Here is a 20484-nt window from a genome sequence, read left to right on the forward strand (position 1 = left end):
TTACTTGCACTTCTTTTTGTGTTTGTTGCATGGCAGGCTCTTGTGTAATTGGTGCTGATTGATACGTAACTTCTTCCTCGTCTTCTATTCCAAGCGGCGTTGGCGTTGCTGCAAATTCTTTTTGTTGCACTTCTTTTACATATTGTTTTGGAGGTGCTGAACCTGCTCCAGCATGCTGTTTTACGTGTACACTGTTTGATGGTACTTTAATTTTCATACCTGGCATAATTAAATCTGGATTGCTAAGTTGTCTATTTGTTTTTTTCAACGTATCAAAATCCACTCCGTACTTTTTCGCAATTTTCCAAAGGGTATCCCCTTTTTGCACGATATGAATTTTCAAATTTTCCCCCTCCTGTATAACTTATCTATAAGTAACAAATCTCATGAAGTAACCCTTTCTAAATAACGTTAACCTCTTTTCACTTGTATCACTTCTTCGATTTTCGATATCATTAGAAGCGGAATAAGTATAAGATAATCGCAATGATTTCTTCAAAACAATGTATGCCCATTTTGTTCTCGTTATGATTATATGTACGAAAAAAAGCAACGGGAATCCGCTGCTTTACACACGCTCTAACATACGATTTAATGCAAGAACCGCTTCTTCAGTTACTTGTTTATCTACGCTAATGACGTTAATTTCTTCTCCTTTTTCTATCGTTTCAAGTGCCCATAATAAGTGCGGCAAATCAATTCGGTTCATCGTTAAACACGGACACATAAAGGGGTTAAGTGAAACAATTTCTTTATCTGGATGTTGTTGAATAATTCGGTTCACTAAATTCATTTCTGTACCAATCGCCCATTTACTTCCGGATGGAGCCGCTTCAATCATATCAATAATGTATTTCGTTGAACCTGCATAATCCGAAGCAGCTACAACTTCGTAGCAACATTCCGGATGTACAATAATATTCATGTCCGGATGATTTTTCCGTACGTTCTCAATGTTTTTCACTGTAAAGTTTTGATGAACAGAACAATGTCCTTTCCATAAAATCACTTGGATTTCTTCTATATCTCCATCGTACTCTAATGAATCAGTATGTGGATCCCATACTGCCATTTTATCTAACGGGATACCTAAATCGTACGCTGTATTTCTTCCTAAATGTTGATCCGGTAAAAAAACGAGACGCTCTTTTTGCGTAAAAGCCCATGATACCATTTGTTTTGCATTAGAAGAAGTTACTGTTGCTCCGCCATTACGACCACAAAACGCTTTAATTGCAGCCGTAGAGTTTACATACGTTAACGGAATCATCGTATCTCCAAATAATTTTGTGAGCTCTTTCCACGCTCTTTCTGTTTGTTCAATATCTGCCATATCTGCCATCGAACACCCTGCACGCATATCTGGCAAAATAACAATTTGATCATCTGTCGTTAACATATCTGCTGTTTCTGCCATAAAGTGTACACCGCAAAATACAATATATTTCGCCTCTTTATTGCTCGCTGCAACTTGCGCAAGCTGAAGTGAATCTCCTGCTGCATCAGAAAATTGTACCACTTCATCTTTTTGGTAATGATGTCCTGGAATAAATAGCGTTTCCCCCATTTTTTCTTTAATTTCACGAACCCGCTTTTCCATATTTTCTGTTGACATCGTGTAATAACGCTCTGGTAACATCGTTTCAATCGGTTGTACTTTTTCTAAAATACTCATATTTCTTTCTCCCCCTCTAAGCCACTTTCCTTACGCCTCAATATTGAAACTAATATCAAGTGCTTTCACTGAATGTGTTAACGCTCCAAGTGAAATATAATCTACCCCTGTTTTTCCGTATTTCGATAAATCTTCAATGGTAATACCTCCTGAAGCTTCTGTAACAATGGCACTTGGTACAATCTTTGAAAACTCTCGAATCTCATCTGGCGTACGGTTATCAAACATAATAATATCCGCACCAGCAGCTACAGCCTCTCTCACTTGTTCCTCAGTTTCTGTTTCTACTTCTACTTTCACCATATGTCCTAATTTTTCTTTCACCGATGTAACAGCTTTCGTAATAGAACCAGCAAAAGCAATATGATTGTCTTTGATCATGACACCGTCATATAAGCCGAAACGGTGATTAAATCCGCCTCCGCATACAACTGCATACTTATCAAACATACGTAGCCCTGGCATCGTTTTTCGCGTATCACAAATGCGTGTATGGCTGCTATCTAAGGCACGAACAGCCTCGTATGTCATTGTCGCTATCCCACTCATACGCTGGATAACGTTTAATATAACGCGCTCTGCCGTTAATAACGATGCGATTGGTCCTTGGACAGTTGCAATTATTTCGCCTTTTTCTACAAGATCTCCATCTTTTTTATGAAGCTCCACTTTAATTCTCTCATCAATTAATTTAAACCCTTCTTCAATGACTAAACGTCCCGCAAAGACTCCTGTATCCTTTGCAAGAAACGTTCCTTTTGAAAGTAAATTATCTGGAAAAATAAGCTGAGATGTTACATCTCTTTCTCCTATATCTTCTAGAAAAAATCGATTTAATGCTTCTTTAACCTTTATCGTATTCATAAAGCCCCTCTTCCCCTCATTACACAAGTTGTAGTTTTCTTTTCACTCGAACGATTTCTTTGTTTACGCTATTTCTATGTGGGTAATCACTTCGATAATGGCCACCAATGCTTTCTTCTCTTTGCAAAGCTGATACGACGATAAGCTCACAAACTGTTAACATATTCATAAGCGTTATCTCTTCATTTGTAAGAACATCATGTTGTAATATCATATTTCGAACACCGTACTTACTAAGCCATCTCTTTGCATAAGATAAACTTTGCTCTGTTCGCACAATCCCAACATATTTCATCATGCATTCTTGTATTTCTTCTTTCGTCGGCAAATGATTCAGAACGATAAACTTCTTTTCCTTCTCAGCAAAGTTGTTCAATCTGTCTTTTGTCGCTTTCGTTAAAAGATGCTGTCCTATTCTTTTTCCAAACACAAGACCTTCTAATAATGAATTACTCGCTAATCTATTTGCTCCATGAACCCCATTACAAGCTACTTCACCGACTGCATATAAATTTGGAATAGACGTCTCCCCATCAATGTTTGTTTTCACGCCACCCATATGAAAATGAGCACCGGGTACGACTGGAATGCGTTTTTTAGTAATATCAACACCATTCTTTTTACACAATGCTGATACAGTTGGAAAACGTTCTTCGAAATTTTGAATAGACTCGATATTCAAATATACTTTTTCACCCGACAAAAGCTGTTCATGAATCGCTCTTGCCACTACATCACGCGGTGCGAGATCATGATCTGGATGTATATCCATCATAAAACGCTGCCCTTTTCCGTTTATAAGGACAGCTCCTTCACCGCGGACTGCTTCAGAGACGAGACCGCAGCATCGCCCGCCCGCATATAACATCGTTGGATGGAATTGTACAAATTCTAAATCTACAAGCTCCCCACCCGCGCGGTACACCATCGCAAGTCCATCACCCGTAATTGTTTTGTCATTAGAAGTAAAAGCATACAAACCACCAATCCCGCCTGAGGCTAACACCGTATAATCTGCATCATAACGCTTCAACTTCCCTTCACTATCTCGCGTTAAAACTCCAGCACATTTTTCGTTTTCTATAATAAAATCAAGCACCATTTCCTGTTCCACTACCGTAACATGCGGAACTACTTCTTGAATGAAATGCTCTAATAAATTCTTTCCTGTTGCATCGCCACCTGCATGTAAAATACGCCGCTTCCGATGTGCACCTTCTTTTCCAAGGTGAGGGCCCGTTTCATCTCCATCAAATTTCATTCCATTTTCAATGAGATAATTCATTTCTTTCGGCCCTTCTTCAACTAAATAACGAACCGCATCTTCATTGTTATAATGACATCCTGCTACTAACGTATCTTCAAAATGATCATTTGGATTGTCATATGTAGCTACGGCTGCGGCAATTCCACCTTGCGCTAAATATGTATTATTATTACGATTCGTTTTCTTTGTGATAATAATCACATTCTTTTCGTGACAAATCTCTTTTGCAACACGAAGTGCCGCAACGCCACTTCCAATAATTAAGACATCTGCACTTGGCATAATTGTTGCCTCCTACTTTACACTTTTCAACTGTCTTGACACCTATATTTACATAGTTTTAAAATAATGACAAGAGTTTTTTTATAATTCTTATTTTCACTACCATTTAAAAAAATAAAAGAAATGTAACTCTTACTAGAGAGAGGAACTTACATGATGATATATCTTGATTATGCAGCTACTACACCTATGAGCGCGGAAGCATTACAAACATATACGAAAGCAGCATCGCAATACTTCGGAAATGAACAAAGTTTACACGATATTGGAGGAACGGCCTCTTCTTTACTACAAGTTTGTAGAAAAACATTTGCCGAAATGATTGGCGGAAAGGAACAAGGGATATTCTTCACGAGCGGTGGGTCAGAATCGAACTACCTTGCGATTCAGTCCCTTCTCAATGCCCAAAATAAGAAGCATATTATTACGACACCTATGGAACATGCATCCATTCGAAGTTATTTTCAATCCTTACAATCAAAAGGGTATACAATTACTGAAATTCCTGTTGATAAAAATGGACTCATTCGTTTAATAGATTTAGAAGAAGCTATTACAGAAGATACTGTTCTAGCAAGTATACAGCACGGAAACTCTGAAATCGGAACCGTTCAAAATATCGCAGAGATTGGGGCACTTTTAAAAAAATATAACGTTTTATTTCATTCAGATTGTGTACAAACCTTTGGTAAACTTCCTATCCATGTTTTTGAGATGGGGATTGATAGTCTTTCTGTTTCAGCACATAAGATATACGGACCGAAGGGTGTTGGCGCTTGCTATATCAATCCGCAAGTTCGCTGGACACAAATATTTCCGGGGACTTCTCACGAAAAAGGATTTCGTCCAGGTACAGTGAACGTTCCTGGCATCGCAGCTTTTTTAACAGCTGCTGAGAATATATTAAAAAATCAACAAGAAGAAAGTTTACGTTTTAAAGGGTTACGATCTTACTTTTTAGAGCAAATACGAACACTTCCACTAAAAATTGAAGTAGAAGGTCATTCTACTTCTTGTTTACCACATATTATTGGGGTTACAATAAAAGGAATAGAAGGCCAATATACAATGCTAGAATGTAATCGCCGCGGTATTGCCATTTCTACCGGAAGTGCTTGCCAAGTTGGTAAACAAGAACCTTCGAAAACAATGCTTGCAATTGGAAAAACGTATGAAGAGGCAAAACAATATGTCCGCTTCTCTTTCGGACAACAAACAACGAAAGATCAAATTGATACTACTATTCATGCACTACACACAATTGGAAATCAATTTTATAGAGGTGTTAAATCATAATGAAACAAAATGAACAAAAAAAGATTTTAGGTGAAGAAAGACGACAGCTTATCCTTCAGTGGCTTCTCGCTGCAAATGAACCGTTATCCGGAAATGAGCTATCGAAAAAGACAAACGTAAGTAGACAAGTTATCGTGCAAGATATTTCCTTGCTTAAAGCACGAAACGAACCGATCATTGCGACTGCTCAAGGCTATTTATATTTAAAACCACAAGAAAAACAACAAGCTTTCGAACGCGTAATTGTATGCCAACATAAGCCAGCAGAAGTACGTCAAGAACTTACAATGCTTGTTGACCACGGCGTTACAATTAAAGATGTAAAAGTTGAGCATCCTGTATACGGTGACTTAACAGCATCTATCATGGTAAGCAATCGCTTTGATGTAGAGCAATATTTACAAAAAATCGAAAACACAAATGCTTCCTATCTATCGCAATTAACAGACGGTATTCACTTACATACTATTGAGGCAGATTCAAAAGAAAAATTAGATGCTGCTTGCGAGGCTTTAGATAAAGCAGGATTTCTCGTTTATTAATGTAAAGCACAGAGTTTTTATAATTCTCTGTGCTTTTTTAATGCTATAATATTGTAATCAATTGTAAAGGAGATCAAATATGAGAATTGAACTCGTTCACTTTAGCATTGGCAAACCGAAACAAATGAAATATGGCGAAGATAAAGAAATGATAACAGGTATATGTAAAGATTCTACGGAAGAAGCTTTTCTCTCAAAAGATGGCTTCCTTGGTGATGATGTAGCTGATTTAAAACACCATGGTGGACCTGATCGCGCTGTTTGCGTGTATCCACACGAGCATTACGCACTATGGGAAGAAGAATTCCAAACAACACTCCCCGCTTCTGCATTTGGCGAAAACATTACCGTAACAAATATGTTAGAGCGTGATGTTTGCATCGGAGATACATACAAATTAGGTGAAGCAATCATTCAGGTGACACAAGCAAGAGTACCTTGTAGCACGATTTCAAAACGTCTTGGCATCCCTGGCATACTGCCGCGCATTGTAGCAACTGGATTTACTGGCTATCTATGCCGCGTTCTTCAAGAAGGTACTGTACGTAAAGATTCAAAAATCACATTACTAAAACGTCAACCGATCAATGTTTCTGTCTTGTTCTCTAACGAAATTTATTTTCATAATAGAAAAGATAGAGATGGCATCGAAAAGATTCTTGCTGTTCCAGAACTAGCTGACGTTTGGCGTGGTCAATTAGAAGAGCGTCTTGCGAAGTTAAAATAAAGAATCCCACCATTTATAGGTGGGATTTTATTGATCTATCACACGGTATAACCTAACTCCCCCTTATAACCAATAAGAAGAATAACTCCCCAGCACCGTAACAGAAAAACCGAGTGCTTCAAGTTCCATCGTTACGCCTGGCAATAATACATCATCATATGCTTTATCGACATCAATCAAGAAAAAGTAATTTCCAAGACCCGTTTTCATCGGGCGCGATTCGATTTTGGATAAGTTTAATTTTCTCCATGCGAAAGCTGATAACACTTGATATAGTGCCCCTGCATAATCAGCAGGTAACGTTATCATAAGCGTCGTTTTCTCTCCGCGGTTTTCTCCATTATTTGAGAGTATTGCTTTCTTTTTCTTATGGAGTACTAGGAAACGTGTATGATTATTTTTATGTGTATGAATGCTTCGCCTTACAATCGTTAATCCGTATTTCTCTGCAGCTGCTTCATTTGCAATGGCAGCAATTTTTTCTTCAGGATGTTCTTTCACATATTGCGCAGCAGCACTTGTTGATGTCATATCTCGAGCAGTTATCCCTTTTAATTCTTCATTTAAAAACTTATGACATTGTGCAATAGCGTGTGGATGAGAATGCACTGCATATACTTCTTCCCACACTTCTGCATACTGCGGATGTACAAGTAAATGTTGCTGAATGGGCACTGTAATTTCTCCTACAATAGAAAGTGGTTGCTCATGTACAAGATAATCAACCGTTATATTCACTGAACCTTCTATAGCGTTTTCTAGTGGTACCACTGCATAATCTACATTTCCATTTGCAGTTGCATCCATACAATCTGGAATCGTTCGATACGGTACATGCTCTGCTTCCGGAAAAAAACGACTCACCGCCATATTTGTAAATGTTGCTTCTGGTCCTAAATATCCTACTCGAATCATCGTCTTTTCCCCTCTTTTTCGTTTTCTTACTGTTATACCATACTTTTTTATATTCTTCTATGTAATTTTCGAATATTAAAAAAAGACTAGCATTTGCTAGTCTAAATGTTTCCTATATTCTCTTTGAGCAAAAAAGAAATAAACGATGCATGCAACAATATAAAATAGAATAAACAAGCCTACTTTTCGTAATGAACCATCCATAAAGATTGTATTATGAAATGTATATAACGCAACCGCACTATGCATACTTCCTACTATAATTGGCGCAAAAAATAGCATACATAATTGCCAGCGAGAAATCTTCCACACTTCTTCTTTCGTCATTCCAAGCTTAGAAAGCGCCCCGTACTGCTTTCGATCCGATGCAATATTATGAAACCATTTAAAGTATACGATACTACACGATGTAAGGAAAAATAATATACTAATGAATGAGCCTACAAATAGAGTAATATCGCCGCCCTTTTTCATAGTTACATAAAATTCCATATTACTTCGAAATGCATGATCTTTATCTTGTTTCATATGTTTCCGTAAATCTTCATTTAATTCTTTCGTATTTTCGATACTTGGTAATGTATAGCCTCTATATATCATTTTTTCAGAATCAGGAACCTGATTTGCTATACTGTCAAAGTCTTTATCATTCATGACGAAGAACAGACCGTTAATGTGCGAAGGATGATAGTTAAATTGAACCCCTTCCTTTTGACCGTTAAATACGAAGGAATAAGTTTGATTCATTACTTGTAGTTGAATCTCTTTTTGATCATATACATTCGGATGATTGTATTTATTATAATAAACAAGTGTGACTGTTCCTTTTTTAGGATGATACGTTTTCTGTTTTTGTTTTCTTGCCTCCTGATTGTATTCACTTTCTTTAATGAGTGGCGCTACTTCTGTTTCTCCCTTATTGGTCTGAAAAGATGCATACACTCCAATAAAACTCATAAATTGAAAATCATCATATCCATATTGATGCAGTAATTGTTCAACCGTACCTTCCTCAAAGACTTCATGGGTAGAAACACCTTTTTCTATGTATGAAAATGAGTGTGCGCCCCCATCTCGCCACATATCTTGCATGCTAGAAAAATATAAGAACACCGTACCTGTTGCTGTAACTACAAATGTCGTTGCCATAGAAAGCATAAAGAAAAAGCGACCATTTTCCTTCATTCGATGTGACAATTGATTCACTATAAATAAATACGGATATGTATACATAATCTTTTTATTTCGTTTTATTATTTCTAATATTTGAGCAGTGCCGTGTGTAAAAGAAAAATACGTTCCGAAAGAGACAAGTATAGACACAGGGGAAAAATAGACCGCTATCGTTAGTATGGTCGCTTGTAACGCTAACGCATATCCTATACCTAAACAAATAAATCCGAATATACAAAGCCACATTGATGTTTTCTTCTCTTTTTTATCTGCTCGAAATTCTTTCAATAACCGAATGATTTTTATATTCCATATACGTAAAGCACTTATAAATGATAAGACAACAAATACGACCATATACGCAATAAATGTTCCCCCAATTGCTCTCAAGTCAAATATGACAGGGAGTTCTTTCGGAAGCCCCAGTAACATACTAAACACCATAAAGAAGAGCTTTAAAAAAATCATGCCAAGCCCAATACCAAAAATATTAGCAAATACCCCGATCAACATTTGCTCGGTCATAATTACGCCAATTACGTTAGATTTCGTTGCTCCCATTAACATATATAATCCTAATTCTTTCTTACGTGCCTCTATGAAAATAGAAGTAGAATACAAAATAAATATGACGAAAAAAGAAATGATAATAACATTACATATGATCAGTCCCCAGCGTACGTTTTGATACCACATCGTCTCTTGCATATACGGATGTACAATGACGGACATGTATGCAAAAGACGCAAATATCGCAAAACAACTACTTAAGAAAAATACTTTATAATTACGCCAATTTCCTTTTATATTTTGCAGCGCTAGTTGCCGAATGTTCATCTATCGTCCTCCTGTAACTTACTACATAGGCAAAAAGCTAGAGGTTCCCCTAGCTTTTTACGTGTTTTAAATATCCTCTTTGCGCGATCATAAAGTAAATCGCAGAAGCTAAAATGTATGCTCCAATTACAAGCGCACCTGATTTCCATAAATCGAGATAAAGCATTTTTCCTAACGTATGAAGAGCAAATCCACTATGAATAGCGCCGATGACAATTGGGATAAAGAAGATAACGCCCATTTGTCGAATTGCAATTTTACGAATTTCTTTATCTGTCATACCGATTCTCTTTAACGATTTAAATTGAATACGATCTTGTTCTTTATCGTTAAACCATTTAAAGTATGTCATACTACAAGCGAAGAAGAAGAATAGTACAGCTACAAAGAAACCGATGAACATTGTAATTGCACCACCTTCTCTTATAGCCTTATACGCAAACACTGAATTTCTCAATTCCCCTTGCTTTTCTGGTGCAATTTCCTTTTTCAAATCTAGCACAAGATCTTCGGTACTTTTCCAATCTTCAATATAATAACCATAATATTTCGTCTTTTCTTCATCTGGTACAAGCTTTGCATATTTCTCAAAGTCTTGATCATTCACAATAAGATATTCGCTATCGTTAAAAACAGAATATGACGTTGGCTCGTTTAATTGAACAGACTGCTTTTGTCCGTTAATCTTAAATTCATACGGTTTCGTACGATCTATTTTCATAAGTTCATTTGCTGCATCAACCATAACCATCGTCGCGCTACCTGGTGCATTATGAACCTCTGTAATTTGCTCTTTCTTTTGTTTACGCACTTCCGCGTTATATTCTTTTTCTGAAATAATCGCCATTGGTACTTCACGTTCACTGTTAAACAACATTATTTTCTGTGTTGCAGGTAGTTTTACATAGGTTACTTTTCGTGCATCTTCAAACCCATTTCTTTTTACAATCTCTTGTACTTTTTCTTCATTAATAAGGCTATGCGTATTTAATCCCTTTTCCTCATATGAAATAGCATGTGGCGTAAGCTCTATCGTTTTCGCACTCATATTTTCAAAATATACGTACAGTGTACCTACTGCTGAAGATACTACCGCCGTAATGATAGAAATTACAAATAAAAAACGAGCATTATCCTTCATTTTATAAATAAGATTGCTAAGTACGAACATATTTGGGTATGTATAAAAAGATTGTTTTCGTTTTTGCAATGCTTTTAATACAACTGTACTTCCTTGTGTAAATAGTAAATACGTTCCGCCAATGGTCAATCCTACAATTGGTAAGAAATATATAATAAAATTCATAATGGTTACTTGGAAACAAAGAACATATGCAGCAATAATACATCCTATACCAACTATGCATAACCATGTAAATGCAAAAGGCTCTACTTTTTGTTTTCTTGCTTCTCTTAATAAATCAATAATTTGCAAGCGCCCTACTGTCCAAACACTAAACAATGATAGGATTAAAAAGAGAATAAAGTACACACCAGCTGTAATAAGAACTGCTTTACTATTCCATACGAGCGGTAGTGTTTTATCAATTTTTAGTAATACACTCAGTGCTTGGAAAAATAGTTTTGAGCAAAGCATTCCGACCCCAATACCAACTACAATTGCAATACTACCTAACATCAGTTGCTCTAATATAATCATTCGGCCGAGCTGCGATTTCGTTCCGCCTATTAATGTTAGTAGACCAAACTCTTTTTTTCTTGCTCGTAAAAACGTTGAATTTGCATATAAAATAAAGAGTGCCGAGAAGATGACGACAATATAATTCATCGATTCTAACCCTTTTGAAATCATCTCCCTCATACTAATATTACCGCCTACAACATCTGGATGATAAATGAAGGAAGCATACATGAAAAATACGACTATCGATAAACAACTACTTATAAGAAACGCTTTATAATTACGCCAATTTCCTTTTACATTATTAAGCGCGAGCTGGCGAAAGTTCATGATATTCCCCTCCTAGCATCGCAAGTACGTCCAGAATTTCTTGGAAAAAGGCTTGTTTCGTTCTTCCCTTATGTATTTCTGAGAAAATCTCTCCATCACGTATGAAAAGAATACGTTCGCAATAACTCGCCGCTACTGGATCATGCGTTACCATTGCAATTGTCACTTTCTTTTGTTCATGTAAGTCTTGCAACGCGCTCATTAATGATTTTGCCGACTTAGAATCTAAATTTCCTGTTGGCTCATCTGCTAAAATTAGCGTCGGTTCATGAATGATCGCTCTCGCAGCTGCTGCACGTTGTTGTTGGCCACCTGATACTTCATATACCTTTTTATTTAAAATGCCCTCGATATTTAAAAACTTTGCAATCTCAAGCACTTTTGCATCGATTTCATTTACAGATTTCTTCGCCATTACAAGTGGTAAAATGATATTTTCTTTAATCGATAACGTATCAAGTAAGTTAAAATCTTGGAAAATGAATCCCAAATGTGTACGGCGAAACTCCGCTAATTTTGCAGCACGCATTTGATTAATTTCTTCCCCATTTACAAGCACATGACCTGAAGTTTGCTTATCAATTGTTGCTAATAAATTTAAAAGCGTTGTTTTTCCGCTCCCTGAAGGACCCATAATCCCTACAAATTCGCCTTCTTCTATTTTAAAATTTATATCATTTAAAGCAGTCGTTGCTACTGAACCTTTCGATTGGTACACCTTCGTTAATCCTTTTACTTCAAGAACACTCATTTCTAATCCCCCTATGTGTTTTCTTCTTACATTTACTATAAGAAAAATAAGAAAAAGAAACGAGTGATTTCCCTTACAAAACGTTTTGTTATCTTACAGTTTTGTCATTTTTCTCATTAATGTATGATATTCTTCATCTTTTGCAAATTGGAACGTGAATGTTGTCCCTTCCCCTTCAGCCGATTGCACATACATACCGTGATGTAAATTATCACAAATTTCCTTCGTAATATATAAACCCATTCCAGTCGCTTCTCTCGTTTTCCGGCCATTTACCCCTGTAAAGAATGGATCAAATATACGCTTTACATCTTGCTCTGGAATACCGATTCCATTGTCCTTAATATGTAATAACACCTTTTGATCTTTCTCTTCAATTTGAAATTGAATTTCCTTTTTCTCTGCTTCCGAAATTTTTGTATACTTAATTGCATTTACAACAATTTGTCCTATAGCAATACTGAGCCATTTTCTATCAGAGGCAACCATACAAGTATCTTCCTCAAACATCACTTTCGGAAATACAGACGATTGAATGAAGGACTTTCTATTTTCATTAATAATACCTCTAATAATATCTATCACATTTACTACTTCTACTTTATAATCTTTCGCAAACTGCTCTAACCTTGCCATATGTAACGCTAAATCTAAACCATTTAGTATGCGATTATTTTCTTCACGAATACTTTCAACTGTTGCCCTTGCTTCACGATGCTCTTTACCAAACTTCTGTAATAGTAACTCAATAACAGATACCGGTGTTTTCATTTGATGAATCCATTGGTTCATAAATATCATTTGCTGTTGTTCTTTTGCATGTTGTTTATGAACTTCATTCATATATTGCTGTCTTAATAGCGTAAACGATTCAACGACCATCTCTTGCTCTGCCGTATAAGAAGTATCAATAAGTAAGGAATCATGTAATGTATTTCCGCCAGTAACATACTTTTCAATCCTCTTTAAAAACACACTCCGTTTTCGGTAATCGTAAATGAGATATACAGTAAAAACAACTGTCCCTAATAAAAGTCCGTATAACCACGTATTCCAATCAATAGATCGCTTTTCTAAAAGACTTTGCAACTGCAAAACGAGCCCAAATAAACAGAGGCTAACAATGTAAGAAAGAATTAAAGAAAAGCGGTCCATGAGGTAATCTTTAACCTTCATGGCCTTCTCCCCACTCTGTAAGAAGCGCATAACCGTATCCACGTTTCGTTACAATTGCATTTTTAATGCCTAGCTCCTCTAGTTTCTTTCTTACACGTTTTACATTTACGGTTAATGTATTATCATCAACAAAAGCTACCTCATCCCAGAGGGCTTCTAACAATTCTTCGCGCGTTACATATTGATCTGCTTGTTTCATTAAACACTCTAATAAGTAAAATTCATTTTTTGTCAGTTCTGTTTGTTGCCCTTGCCACTCAACAACGTGCTGAGATGGGAATAACAACAGTCCATTTACACCTAAACAATCGCTTTCTGCCGTGGAAGCATATTCACCATACCCACGACGAAGTGCACTTTTTACCTTAGCCATTACAATGTCTAAATGGAATGGCTTCGTAATGTAATCATCTCCGCCATTTTCAATTGCCATTACTTGATCCATTTCCCCCGTTCTTGCAGAAACAAAAATAATTGGTGCATTCGATACAGTGCGGATTTGACGACACCAATAGAAACCATCAAAATACGGTAAATTAATATCAAGTAACACGAGATGTGGATTTACTTTTACAAACTCATCTTTTATATGTCGTAAATCACTTGCTCGAAATGACTGATAGCCATACCTTTCTAAATGCTCCTCTAATATCCCCGCGATTTTTTCATCGTCTTCTACAATTAATATTTTATACATGTTCACTTTCTCCCCATAAAAAGTTCTTATAAAACCACTTCTTTTTCTATTATAAATTGAAAATTTAATTAGTGGGGATTTTTTCCTGTATAAATCAGACTTTTACGATATAAAAAAAGACTGCCATATTTCGGCAGTCTTAGTCGATAAATTCAAATTCATATTCAAGAATTTTTACAATATCTCCGTCTTTTGCACCACGTGCACGAAGCGCTTCATCAATACCCATTCCGCGCATTTGGCGAGCGAAACGACGTACAGATTCATCACGTGAGAAGTCTGTCATCTTGAATGTTTTCTCGATATCGTAACCAGAGATAACAAACGTGCCATCACTTTCACGTGTAATGTCAAATTTAACACCTTCAGTCTCAAGTTTGTACATTACACTTGTATCAGACTCATCCGCAACTTCATGTATTGGGAATTCAGGTGTTGTTTCTAATAAGTTCGCTACTTCAAATAGTAAATCACGAACACCTTGTTTCGTTACAGCTGAGATTGGGAAGATTTTTACTTCGTCTCCCACTTTCTCTTTAAATGCTTGTAAGTTTTCTTCTGCATCTGGCATATCCATTTTGTTTGCAACAACAACTTGTGGACGCTCCGTTAAGCGAAGATTGTATTCTTTTAATTCATTATTAATCGTTACGTAATCTTCATATGGATCACGGCCTTCTAAATCAGACATATCAATTACATGCACGATTACACGTGTACGCTCAATATGACGCAGGAATTGATGACCAAGTCCAACGCCGGCATGTGCGCCTTCAATTAGTCCAGGAAGGTCAGCCATAACGAAGCTGCGGTTATCACCTGTTTCAACAACACCAAGGTTTGGAACGATTGTTGTAAAGTGATACTCTGCAATTTTCGGACGTGCTGATGATACAACAGATAATAATGTAGATTTACCTACACTTGGGAATCCAACAAGTCCAACGTCTGCTAGTACTTTAAGTTCTAGAATGACATCACGTTCTTGACCTGGTTCCCCATTCTCAGCAATTTCTGGCGCTGGGTTCGTAGCTGTTGCGAAACGTGAGTTACCACGGCCACCGCGGCCACCTTTTGCAATTACAGCTGTTTGTCCATGTGTTACTAAATCCGCAAGAATTTGACCTGTTTTTTCATCTTTTACTACCGTTCCTGGCGGAACTTTAACGATTAAATCTTCAGCTTTACGACCGTGCTGCCCTTTACTCATTCCGTGCTGACCACGATCAGCTTTGAAATGACGTTGGTAGCGGAAGTCCATTAATGTACGTAAGCCTTCTTCAACAACGAAAACAACATCTGCACCTTTACCACCGTCGCCACCTGCTGGACCACCTTTTGGAACATACTTCTCACGACGATACGCAACCATTCCGTTACCACCGTCGCCGCCTTTTACATATATCTTGACCTGATCTACAAACATTATTTCACCACACTTTTTTCAATTGGTTGTAATATAACTGAGACTTCTTCGTCTCTTACTGTATAAGAAATGGAATACCATTTATTGTTTTGGTTCGCAAGCCAATTCTGTAGTTCTTCTACACTCGTTAGCTTACCACGAAAATCAAAAAAGAAACGAGCATTCTCCGCGTCACATTCAATTGTGATACAAACATAATTTTCAACATATACGTCTAAACTATGCTGAAGCATTGAGAAAAATTGATTCGTCCATGTACATACAGTCTCATCTAAGTGAGATAAGTTATGTAAATTCCCTAATACTTCGTACTCCAATAAGCACGGCTGCTGTTTCCAATTATATGTTAAAATCCACTCTGAAAATAAAGGCATTGATAGCCCCATCAGATTGGATTCTTGTCTCGCTTCTTGGACAAAACGATCGATGAGACTATGAATTTCTTCCACTTTTCCAAGGGAAAGGTTTCCTTTCACCATCTGCATACGATTGAGCCAATCATGTCTTGAATGGCGCAATGCATCTATAATTGTCCATTTTTTATTCATTTAGATACTCCTTAATATAGAAAAACTCTAACCTGCACTCAGGTTAGAGTTTTCCGTGAGTTCTTATGCTTCTTGAGCAACAGGATATACGCTCACTTGTTTGCGGTCACGGCCAAGACGCTCGAAGCGTACTACGCCGTCAACTTTCGCGTATAAAGTGTCATCGCCACCACGACCAACGTTAACACCTGGATAAATTTTTGTACCGCGTTGACGGTAAAGAATTGAACCACCTGTAACCGTTTGACCATCTGCGCGTTTAGCACCAAGACGTTTTGACTGAGAGTCACGACCGTTCTTTGTACTACCTACACCTTTCTTAGATGCGAAAAACTGAAGATCTAATCTTAACATACGTTACACCTCCTGCACTTTTTCTATTAAACGGATATACTTTCCGTAATCAAGTTCGATCGTCTTAAGCGAAACAACCAATCCTTCTAAAAGTATCTGTGCTTTTTCTGCTGTATGAACGTCTAAATCATTAGGCAATTCATACGTTAAGAATCCACCATCACTTCCGAGTTCAATAGTTGCCTGCACATTACAAAGTTCTTCCACAGCATTTATGGAACCAAACACAACCGCTGTAGTTCCAGCACAGACAAGATCTTGTCCATGTGGCGCATAATCGGCATGTCCAGTCATTTTAAATGATTGGATACTTCCTAATTTCGTGCGACTTATCGTAATTTTAATCATGTTAACCAGAATTAAGCGTTGATAGCTTCAACAACTAGCTTAGTGTAAGGTTGACGATGACCTTGTTTCTTACGATTGTTCTTTTTCGCTTTGTATTTGAAAACGATGATTTTCTTAGCGCGACCGTGTTTTTCAACTTTCGCAGTAACTGTTGCACCTTCTACAACTGGGCTACCAACTTTCACGTTTTCGCCACCAACGAAAAGAACTTTGTCAAAAGTAACAGTTTCACCAGCTTCAACATCTAATTTTTCAATGTAGATTTCTTGACCAGCTTCAACTTTGATTTGTTTTCCACCTGTTTCGATAATTGCGTACATACTTGCACCTCCTCTTAATTACTAAGACTCGCCAAAAACGAGGTAGACATAAATGCCTTTAAGGAACCTGTCTTGTGCGGTTGTAGCATATAGCCGTTTAGGTGCTATAAACTATAACATAAAGATGTTATCATGAATCATAGACTATTGTCAATGAAAGTTCTAATAACTATTTTTTCCGTTCTATAATTTCTTTTTTACTTCCAAAACGGATAATAGCGTACTTTTCGATCATATCATCTTTGAAATAAATTTCAAATGGAATATTTTTTTGTAATTCTTTTTGCAAAAATTTTTTTTGCAGTTCTTTAGGTGCAGAGATTAATACCGCCTCATCTTCTATATTTCCATATGTAATTAGCTCTCTCTCTAGCTCATACGCAATCGTTTCATATGACATCACATACCCTGTCGCTTTACACGGTGCACACTCTTCAAGTAATACGTCACGTAAAGAATGTTTTTTACGTTTACGCGTCATCTCTAAAATCCCTAACTCTGTAAACCCAAGCACCCTTGTATATGTACGATCATGTTGCATAGCAGCGATGAGACATTCTCTTATTTTTTCTTTATCTTCTCTTCTTTTCATATTAATAAAGTCAATTAATATCATACCACCGATATCACGCAGTCTTAATTGACGCGCTATCTCTTCAGCTGCCACTTCATTTGTACGAAGGACTGTATCTTGTAAATTCTGTTTTCCAGTAAACTTACCCGTATTCACATCAATTACAGTCATCGTCTCCATTTGCTCCACAATTAAATAAGCGCCATTCGGGAGCCACACAATTTTTTGAAGTGCTTTCTCAATTTCACGCTCTATTCCAAAATGGTTAAACATTGAAGATTTTTCATTATAAAAGGACACTTTCTCTTTACCAACTTTTTCTTCTAACTCTTTTACTATACTTCTTGTATCTACAATTACTTTTTCAATCGTTTCAATCGGATTCTCTTGAAATACACGATCTAAAAAAGTCGCCGGTCGATGAAGTAGTAACGGTGCCTTTCCTTGGCCCTCTTTTCTTTTTAACTCTTCATATAACTGCTGTAACCTTTGCATTTCAGCTTGTATTTCTTCAATTTCTCCTTTTTCAGAAGCAGAGCGGAAAATATAACCTCCTGTCCCTTCCACTTCAATTTGGAGTAGTTGTTGCCTTCTTTTATTGTTTTTTATTTTCCGAGAAACCGCGCGCATTTCATCATATGGCATATAAACGACATATTTCCCGGTAAATTCTATGTTCGCTGTCAATTTTGGCCCTTTCGTATCAATTGCCTCTTTCACAACTTGTACGAGTACCGCTTGTCCTTCATGTATTCGATAAGAAGATGGTACATCATCGTACGAAAGATACGCATGTTTTTCTAAACCGATATTTACAAAAGCTGCGTTCATTCCAGCAATCGTTCTTACGATACGTCCAACATAAATATGCCCAACAATCTCTTGTTCTTCATTTCGTTTCCATAAAAACTCAACAATTTTCTTATTCTCTTCAATTGCAACGCGTTTTTCCGATCCAGCGTAGTTCATATATAACGTTTTCAAAATACTTTCCTCACTTTATAATCTTCTTTGCTTTTACAATAATAAAAGGTTAGTGCTAACGTCAACACTAACCGATTAATTCTTCAACAGATGAAGTTGTTCGTTTTTCAGTAAAATACGCATAAAGCAATTCATTTTCATCCAATGTGTAATGTTCTTTATATTTTCCGCGGACGATAATAGAATGCTTATAGCCTCTACGAAATTTTGTGAATATCTTATATAAATGATCTTCTGATTGCACCTCAATCGGTGCAATCTTTTCAATTCCTCTTTTGTTCCCATAATAACGTTCTAATAAAAAACGCATAAAGGCATACCGTCTTTGCTTCCATTCTTGATATAACGACACCGCTAAAAATATGAGTAGTACCCACATCATAATATTGTTACTATTCCAAAGTAACTGCCATCCTAGTATGACACTAAAAAAAACACATGATAATTTCATCATCTTTTCATGTGCTTGTAAATAAGGAAAACGATATGATAGTACGTTAAACAATACTTTTCCACCATCAAGAGGCCAAATAGGTAGTAAATTAAACGCTAAAATAATTATATTATTCCACATAAAGAAATAATATAATTCCGCATGAAGCCAACCAGCTTCAAACAACATATAGCCTACCGCCATCATCCAAATATGTTGAATAGGTCCTGCAATTACAACAACTAGTTCCTCTTTCAATGATTTATTCCCATGTTCCTCAAGCTCAGCCACACCACCAAACGGCAAAAGTTGAATCTTCTTAATACGCCAATTATAGTGTGCCGCTGCAAAAGCATGCCCAAGTTCATGGATGAGAACGATACAAAATAACAGTAGTAACTCTTTAAAACGTGCCGTGAAAATACCAATGACAATAATAACCCAAAACAACGGATGTACTGAAATCTTCGTTAAAACATCTCTATATTTAATCAAATGAAATCACCTGAATCGGATCAATAAATTTTTCGTCCTTTTTTATTGCGAAATAAAACTTACCATTTTTATTATTCGCATCATTATTCACTGTTCCAATTTTTTGTTTCTTTGAAACATAATCATATAATTTCACTGACATATCATTTAAATTTGCATACCATGACTCCGTACCATCTGCATGCTGAATTTGAACTGTATTACCAAGTTCCTCTTTTTTGCCCGCAAAAACAACTAGCCCCTCATTCACTGACTCAACAGTTGCATTTGTAGCTGTTTGAACAAATACACCTTGGCCATTTTTTTGAAACCCTTGCATCACCTTTCCGGAAGCAGGAATGGTATAATCTTTTTGCTGAATGGTCCCTTCTTTTTTCTCATTAGGCGAATAGAACACGAGAGGTTTTCCAAACTGTTTTTCGTACCATTTCGCTACAGTAGCAAATTGAAATTCTTCTTTCATCACTTTTTCTGTAACAGCTTTAGCACCGTCGAAAGAAGCTGGTGCATTCTTATATAAAATAGCGACAGAAAGAACTAATATTGCTGATAACAATACTTTGAAGAAAAACACTTCTTTTCGAAATAAAGGATGAATTTCCTTTTCTCCATCTTCAATAAATACTGTTTCACTATCAAAATTCCCTCCAGCAAAATACTGCTCTTCCTCCATCCTTTCTTGCTCTGCCTTCCTCTTCGCAATCCGTTTTTTAATTTCTTCTACACGTCTATTCTTCATACTGTCTCCTTTCTCTCGTTAAGCTAATGTACATAGAAACAGTTGTATACAGTTTGTACATATGTATGAGCTAGGTATGGAAGATATTC

The 20484-nt window shown here is 36.7% G+C and carries 20 protein-coding genes, 1 pseudogene and 1 other annotated feature; of the genes and pseudogenes, 3 read left to right on the forward strand and 18 right to left on the reverse strand.

The genetic code is table 11. The features are described 5' to 3' along the window. Positions 1–186: 186 nt before the first annotated feature. From safA to nadB, 4 genes and pseudogenes are all read right to left on the reverse strand, one after another. A pseudogene (safA, locus tag PSR14_RS23320) lies at positions 187–343 on the reverse strand (SafA/ExsA family spore coat assembly protein); the annotation flags it as partial. Between the two features lie 225 nt (positions 344–568). Next, positions 569–1675: a quinolinate synthase NadA gene (gene nadA, locus PSR14_RS23325; protein ID WP_000025314.1), complete on the reverse strand. Its 1107-nt coding sequence runs from the start codon at positions 1673–1675 to the stop codon at positions 569–571. Positions 1676–1705: 30 nt separating this feature from the next. After that, on the reverse strand, positions 1706–2539 hold the full coding sequence (gene nadC, locus PSR14_RS23330; RefSeq protein WP_001092219.1) for a carboxylating nicotinate-nucleotide diphosphorylase: 834 nt from the start codon (positions 2537–2539) through the stop codon (positions 1706–1708). Between the two features lie 19 nt (positions 2540–2558). Then, complete coding sequence (gene nadB / locus PSR14_RS23335; protein WP_001138560.1) at positions 2559–4088, reverse strand: L-aspartate oxidase; 1530 nt, start codon at positions 4086–4088, stop codon at positions 2559–2561. A 153-nt stretch (positions 4089–4241) separates the two neighbouring features. Between nadB and PSR14_RS23340 the strand changes: the two genes are divergently transcribed. The 3 genes from PSR14_RS23340 (at position 4242) to PSR14_RS23350 (ending at position 6653) form a co-directional block, all read left to right on the forward strand. Then, positions 4242–5384 (forward strand): IscS subfamily cysteine desulfurase, encoded by a 1143-nt coding sequence (locus PSR14_RS23340; RefSeq protein WP_000973747.1) that lies wholly within the window; start codon positions 4242–4244, stop codon positions 5382–5384. Then, on the forward strand, positions 5384–5926 hold the full coding sequence (locus PSR14_RS23345; protein ID WP_000812272.1) for a transcription repressor NadR: 543 nt from the start codon (positions 5384–5386) through the stop codon (positions 5924–5926). The genes PSR14_RS23340 and PSR14_RS23345 overlap by 1 nt, the downstream gene beginning before the upstream one ends. A 79-nt stretch (positions 5927–6005) precedes the next feature. Further along, entirely contained in the window at positions 6006–6653 is a 648-nt protein-coding gene (locus PSR14_RS23350; protein ID WP_061132110.1) for an MOSC domain-containing protein, read from the forward strand. Between the two features lie 63 nt (positions 6654–6716). On the opposite strand, the gene pheA is transcribed toward PSR14_RS23350, so the two are convergent. From pheA to spoIVFA, 14 genes are all read right to left on the reverse strand, one after another. Further along, on the reverse strand, positions 6717–7568 hold the full coding sequence (gene pheA, locus PSR14_RS23355) for a prephenate dehydratase (protein WP_061132109.1): 852 nt from the start codon (positions 7566–7568) through the stop codon (positions 6717–6719). A 96-nt stretch (positions 7569–7664) separates the two neighbouring features. Beyond that, positions 7665–9578 carry an ABC transporter permease gene (locus PSR14_RS23360; RefSeq protein WP_095843161.1) on the reverse strand — a complete coding sequence of 638 codons (1914 nt, stop codon included), beginning with the start codon at positions 9576–9578 and terminating at the stop codon, positions 7665–7667. A gap of 49 nt (positions 9579–9627) precedes the next feature. Further along, positions 9628–11550, reverse strand: coding sequence for an ABC transporter permease (locus tag PSR14_RS23365; protein ID WP_001011383.1), 1923 nt, complete (start codon positions 11548–11550; stop codon positions 9628–9630). Continuing rightward, positions 11525–12301, reverse strand: coding sequence for an ABC transporter ATP-binding protein (locus tag PSR14_RS23370; protein ID WP_000114533.1), 777 nt, complete (start codon positions 12299–12301; stop codon positions 11525–11527). The genes PSR14_RS23365 and PSR14_RS23370 overlap by 26 nt, the downstream gene beginning before the upstream one ends. Positions 12302–12394: 93 nt before the next feature. Further along, on the reverse strand, positions 12395–13477 hold the full coding sequence (locus tag PSR14_RS23375; RefSeq protein ID WP_000864967.1) for a HAMP domain-containing histidine kinase: 1083 nt from the start codon (positions 13475–13477) through the stop codon (positions 12395–12397). Next, positions 13467–14174, reverse strand: a complete 708-nt coding sequence (locus PSR14_RS23380; protein ID WP_000276718.1) for a response regulator transcription factor — start codon at positions 14172–14174, stop codon at positions 13467–13469. Before PSR14_RS23380 ends, PSR14_RS23375 begins: the two co-directional genes overlap by 11 nt. 139 nt (positions 14175–14313) lie before the next feature. Further along, entirely contained in the window at positions 14314–15600 is a 1287-nt protein-coding gene (gene obgE, locus PSR14_RS23385; protein WP_098487351.1) for a GTPase ObgE, read from the reverse strand. Then, the gene (locus PSR14_RS23390) at positions 15600–16148 is read right to left on the reverse strand and encodes a sporulation initiation phosphotransferase B (RefSeq protein ID WP_001037006.1); all 549 of its coding nucleotides are present in this window, start codon (positions 16146–16148) and stop codon (positions 15600–15602) included. The genes obgE and PSR14_RS23390 overlap by 1 nt, the downstream gene beginning before the upstream one ends. Before the next feature lie 63 nt (positions 16149–16211). Continuing rightward, entirely contained in the window at positions 16212–16502 is a 291-nt protein-coding gene (gene rpmA, locus PSR14_RS23395) for a 50S ribosomal protein L27 (protein ID WP_000944958.1), read from the reverse strand. Between the two features lie 3 nt (positions 16503–16505). Next, on the reverse strand, positions 16506–16850 hold the full coding sequence (locus PSR14_RS23400; protein ID WP_001993153.1) for a ribosomal-processing cysteine protease Prp: 345 nt from the start codon (positions 16848–16850) through the stop codon (positions 16506–16508). 11 nt (positions 16851–16861) lie between these two features. Next, entirely contained in the window at positions 16862–17170 is a 309-nt protein-coding gene (gene rplU / locus PSR14_RS23405; protein WP_000270908.1) for a 50S ribosomal protein L21, read from the reverse strand. 14 nt (positions 17171–17184) lie between these two features. Continuing rightward, positions 17185–17262: a sequence feature (ribosomal protein L21 leader region), on the reverse strand. A gap of 77 nt (positions 17263–17339) precedes the next feature. Continuing rightward, positions 17340–18728 carry an Rne/Rng family ribonuclease gene (locus PSR14_RS23410; RefSeq protein WP_098487350.1) on the reverse strand — a complete coding sequence of 463 codons (1389 nt, stop codon included), beginning with the start codon at positions 18726–18728 and terminating at the stop codon, positions 17340–17342. 67 nt (positions 18729–18795) lie between these two features. After that, positions 18796–19656: a stage IV sporulation intramembrane metalloprotease SpoIVFB gene (gene spoIVFB, locus PSR14_RS23415; RefSeq protein WP_000599049.1), complete on the reverse strand. Its 861-nt coding sequence runs from the start codon at positions 19654–19656 to the stop codon at positions 18796–18798. Further along, the gene (gene spoIVFA / locus PSR14_RS23420; RefSeq protein ID WP_098487349.1) at positions 19649–20395 is read right to left on the reverse strand and encodes a stage IV sporulation protein SpoIVFA; all 747 of its coding nucleotides are present in this window, start codon (positions 20393–20395) and stop codon (positions 19649–19651) included. The genes spoIVFB and spoIVFA overlap by 8 nt, the downstream gene beginning before the upstream one ends. Between the last annotated feature and the right edge of the window lie 89 nt (positions 20396–20484).

Source organism: Bacillus sp. A01H (assembly GCF_045277205.1).
GTDB classification, from domain to species: Bacteria; Bacillota; Bacilli; order Bacillales; family Bacillaceae_G; genus Bacillus_A; species Bacillus_A paranthracis.

Excerpts from the sequence above, each read along its gene's own strand:
- PSR14_RS23400 (WP_001993153.1), bottom strand. The coding sequence starts at position 16,850 with ATGATTAAAATTACGATAAGTCGCACGAAATTAGGAAGTATCCAATCA.
- spoIVFA (WP_098487349.1), bottom strand. The coding sequence starts at position 20,395 with ATGAAGAATAGACGTGTAGAAGAAATTAAAAAACGGATTGCGAAGAGG.
- rpmA (WP_000944958.1), bottom strand. The coding sequence starts at position 16,502 with ATGTTAAGATTAGATCTTCAGTTTTTCGCATCTAAGAAAGGTGTAGGT.
- rplU (WP_000270908.1), bottom strand. The coding sequence starts at position 17,170 with ATGTACGCAATTATCGAAACAGGTGGAAAACAAATCAAAGTTGAAGCT.
- pheA (WP_061132109.1), bottom strand. The coding sequence starts at position 7,568 with ATGATTCGAGTAGGATATTTAGGACCAGAAGCAACATTTACAAATATG.
- PSR14_RS23365 (WP_001011383.1), bottom strand. The coding sequence starts at position 11,550 with ATGAACTTTCGCCAGCTCGCGCTTAATAATGTAAAAGGAAATTGGCGT.
- PSR14_RS23345 (WP_000812272.1), top strand. The coding sequence starts at position 5,384 with ATGAAACAAAATGAACAAAAAAAGATTTTAGGTGAAGAAAGACGACAG.
- obgE (WP_098487351.1), bottom strand. The coding sequence starts at position 15,600 with ATGTTTGTAGATCAGGTCAAGATATATGTAAAAGGCGGCGACGGTGGT.
- PSR14_RS23370 (WP_000114533.1), bottom strand. The coding sequence starts at position 12,301 with ATGAGTGTTCTTGAAGTAAAAGGATTAACGAAGGTGTACCAATCGAAA.
- nadC (WP_001092219.1), bottom strand. The coding sequence starts at position 2,539 with ATGAATACGATAAAGGTTAAAGAAGCATTAAATCGATTTTTTCTAGAA.
- PSR14_RS23375 (WP_000864967.1), bottom strand. The coding sequence starts at position 13,477 with ATGAAGGTTAAAGATTACCTCATGGACCGCTTTTCTTTAATTCTTTCT.
- nadB (WP_001138560.1), bottom strand. The coding sequence starts at position 4,088 with ATGCCAAGTGCAGATGTCTTAATTATTGGAAGTGGCGTTGCGGCACTT.
- PSR14_RS23380 (WP_000276718.1), bottom strand. The coding sequence starts at position 14,174 with ATGTATAAAATATTAATTGTAGAAGACGATGAAAAAATCGCGGGGATA.
- PSR14_RS23340 (WP_000973747.1), top strand. The coding sequence starts at position 4,242 with ATGATGATATATCTTGATTATGCAGCTACTACACCTATGAGCGCGGAA.
- nadA (WP_000025314.1), bottom strand. The coding sequence starts at position 1,675 with ATGAGTATTTTAGAAAAAGTACAACCGATTGAAACGATGTTACCAGAG.
- PSR14_RS23350 (WP_061132110.1), top strand. The coding sequence starts at position 6,006 with ATGAGAATTGAACTCGTTCACTTTAGCATTGGCAAACCGAAACAAATG.
- PSR14_RS23390 (WP_001037006.1), bottom strand. The coding sequence starts at position 16,148 with ATGAATAAAAAATGGACAATTATAGATGCATTGCGCCATTCAAGACAT.
- PSR14_RS23360 (WP_095843161.1), bottom strand. The coding sequence starts at position 9,578 with ATGAACATTCGGCAACTAGCGCTGCAAAATATAAAAGGAAATTGGCGT.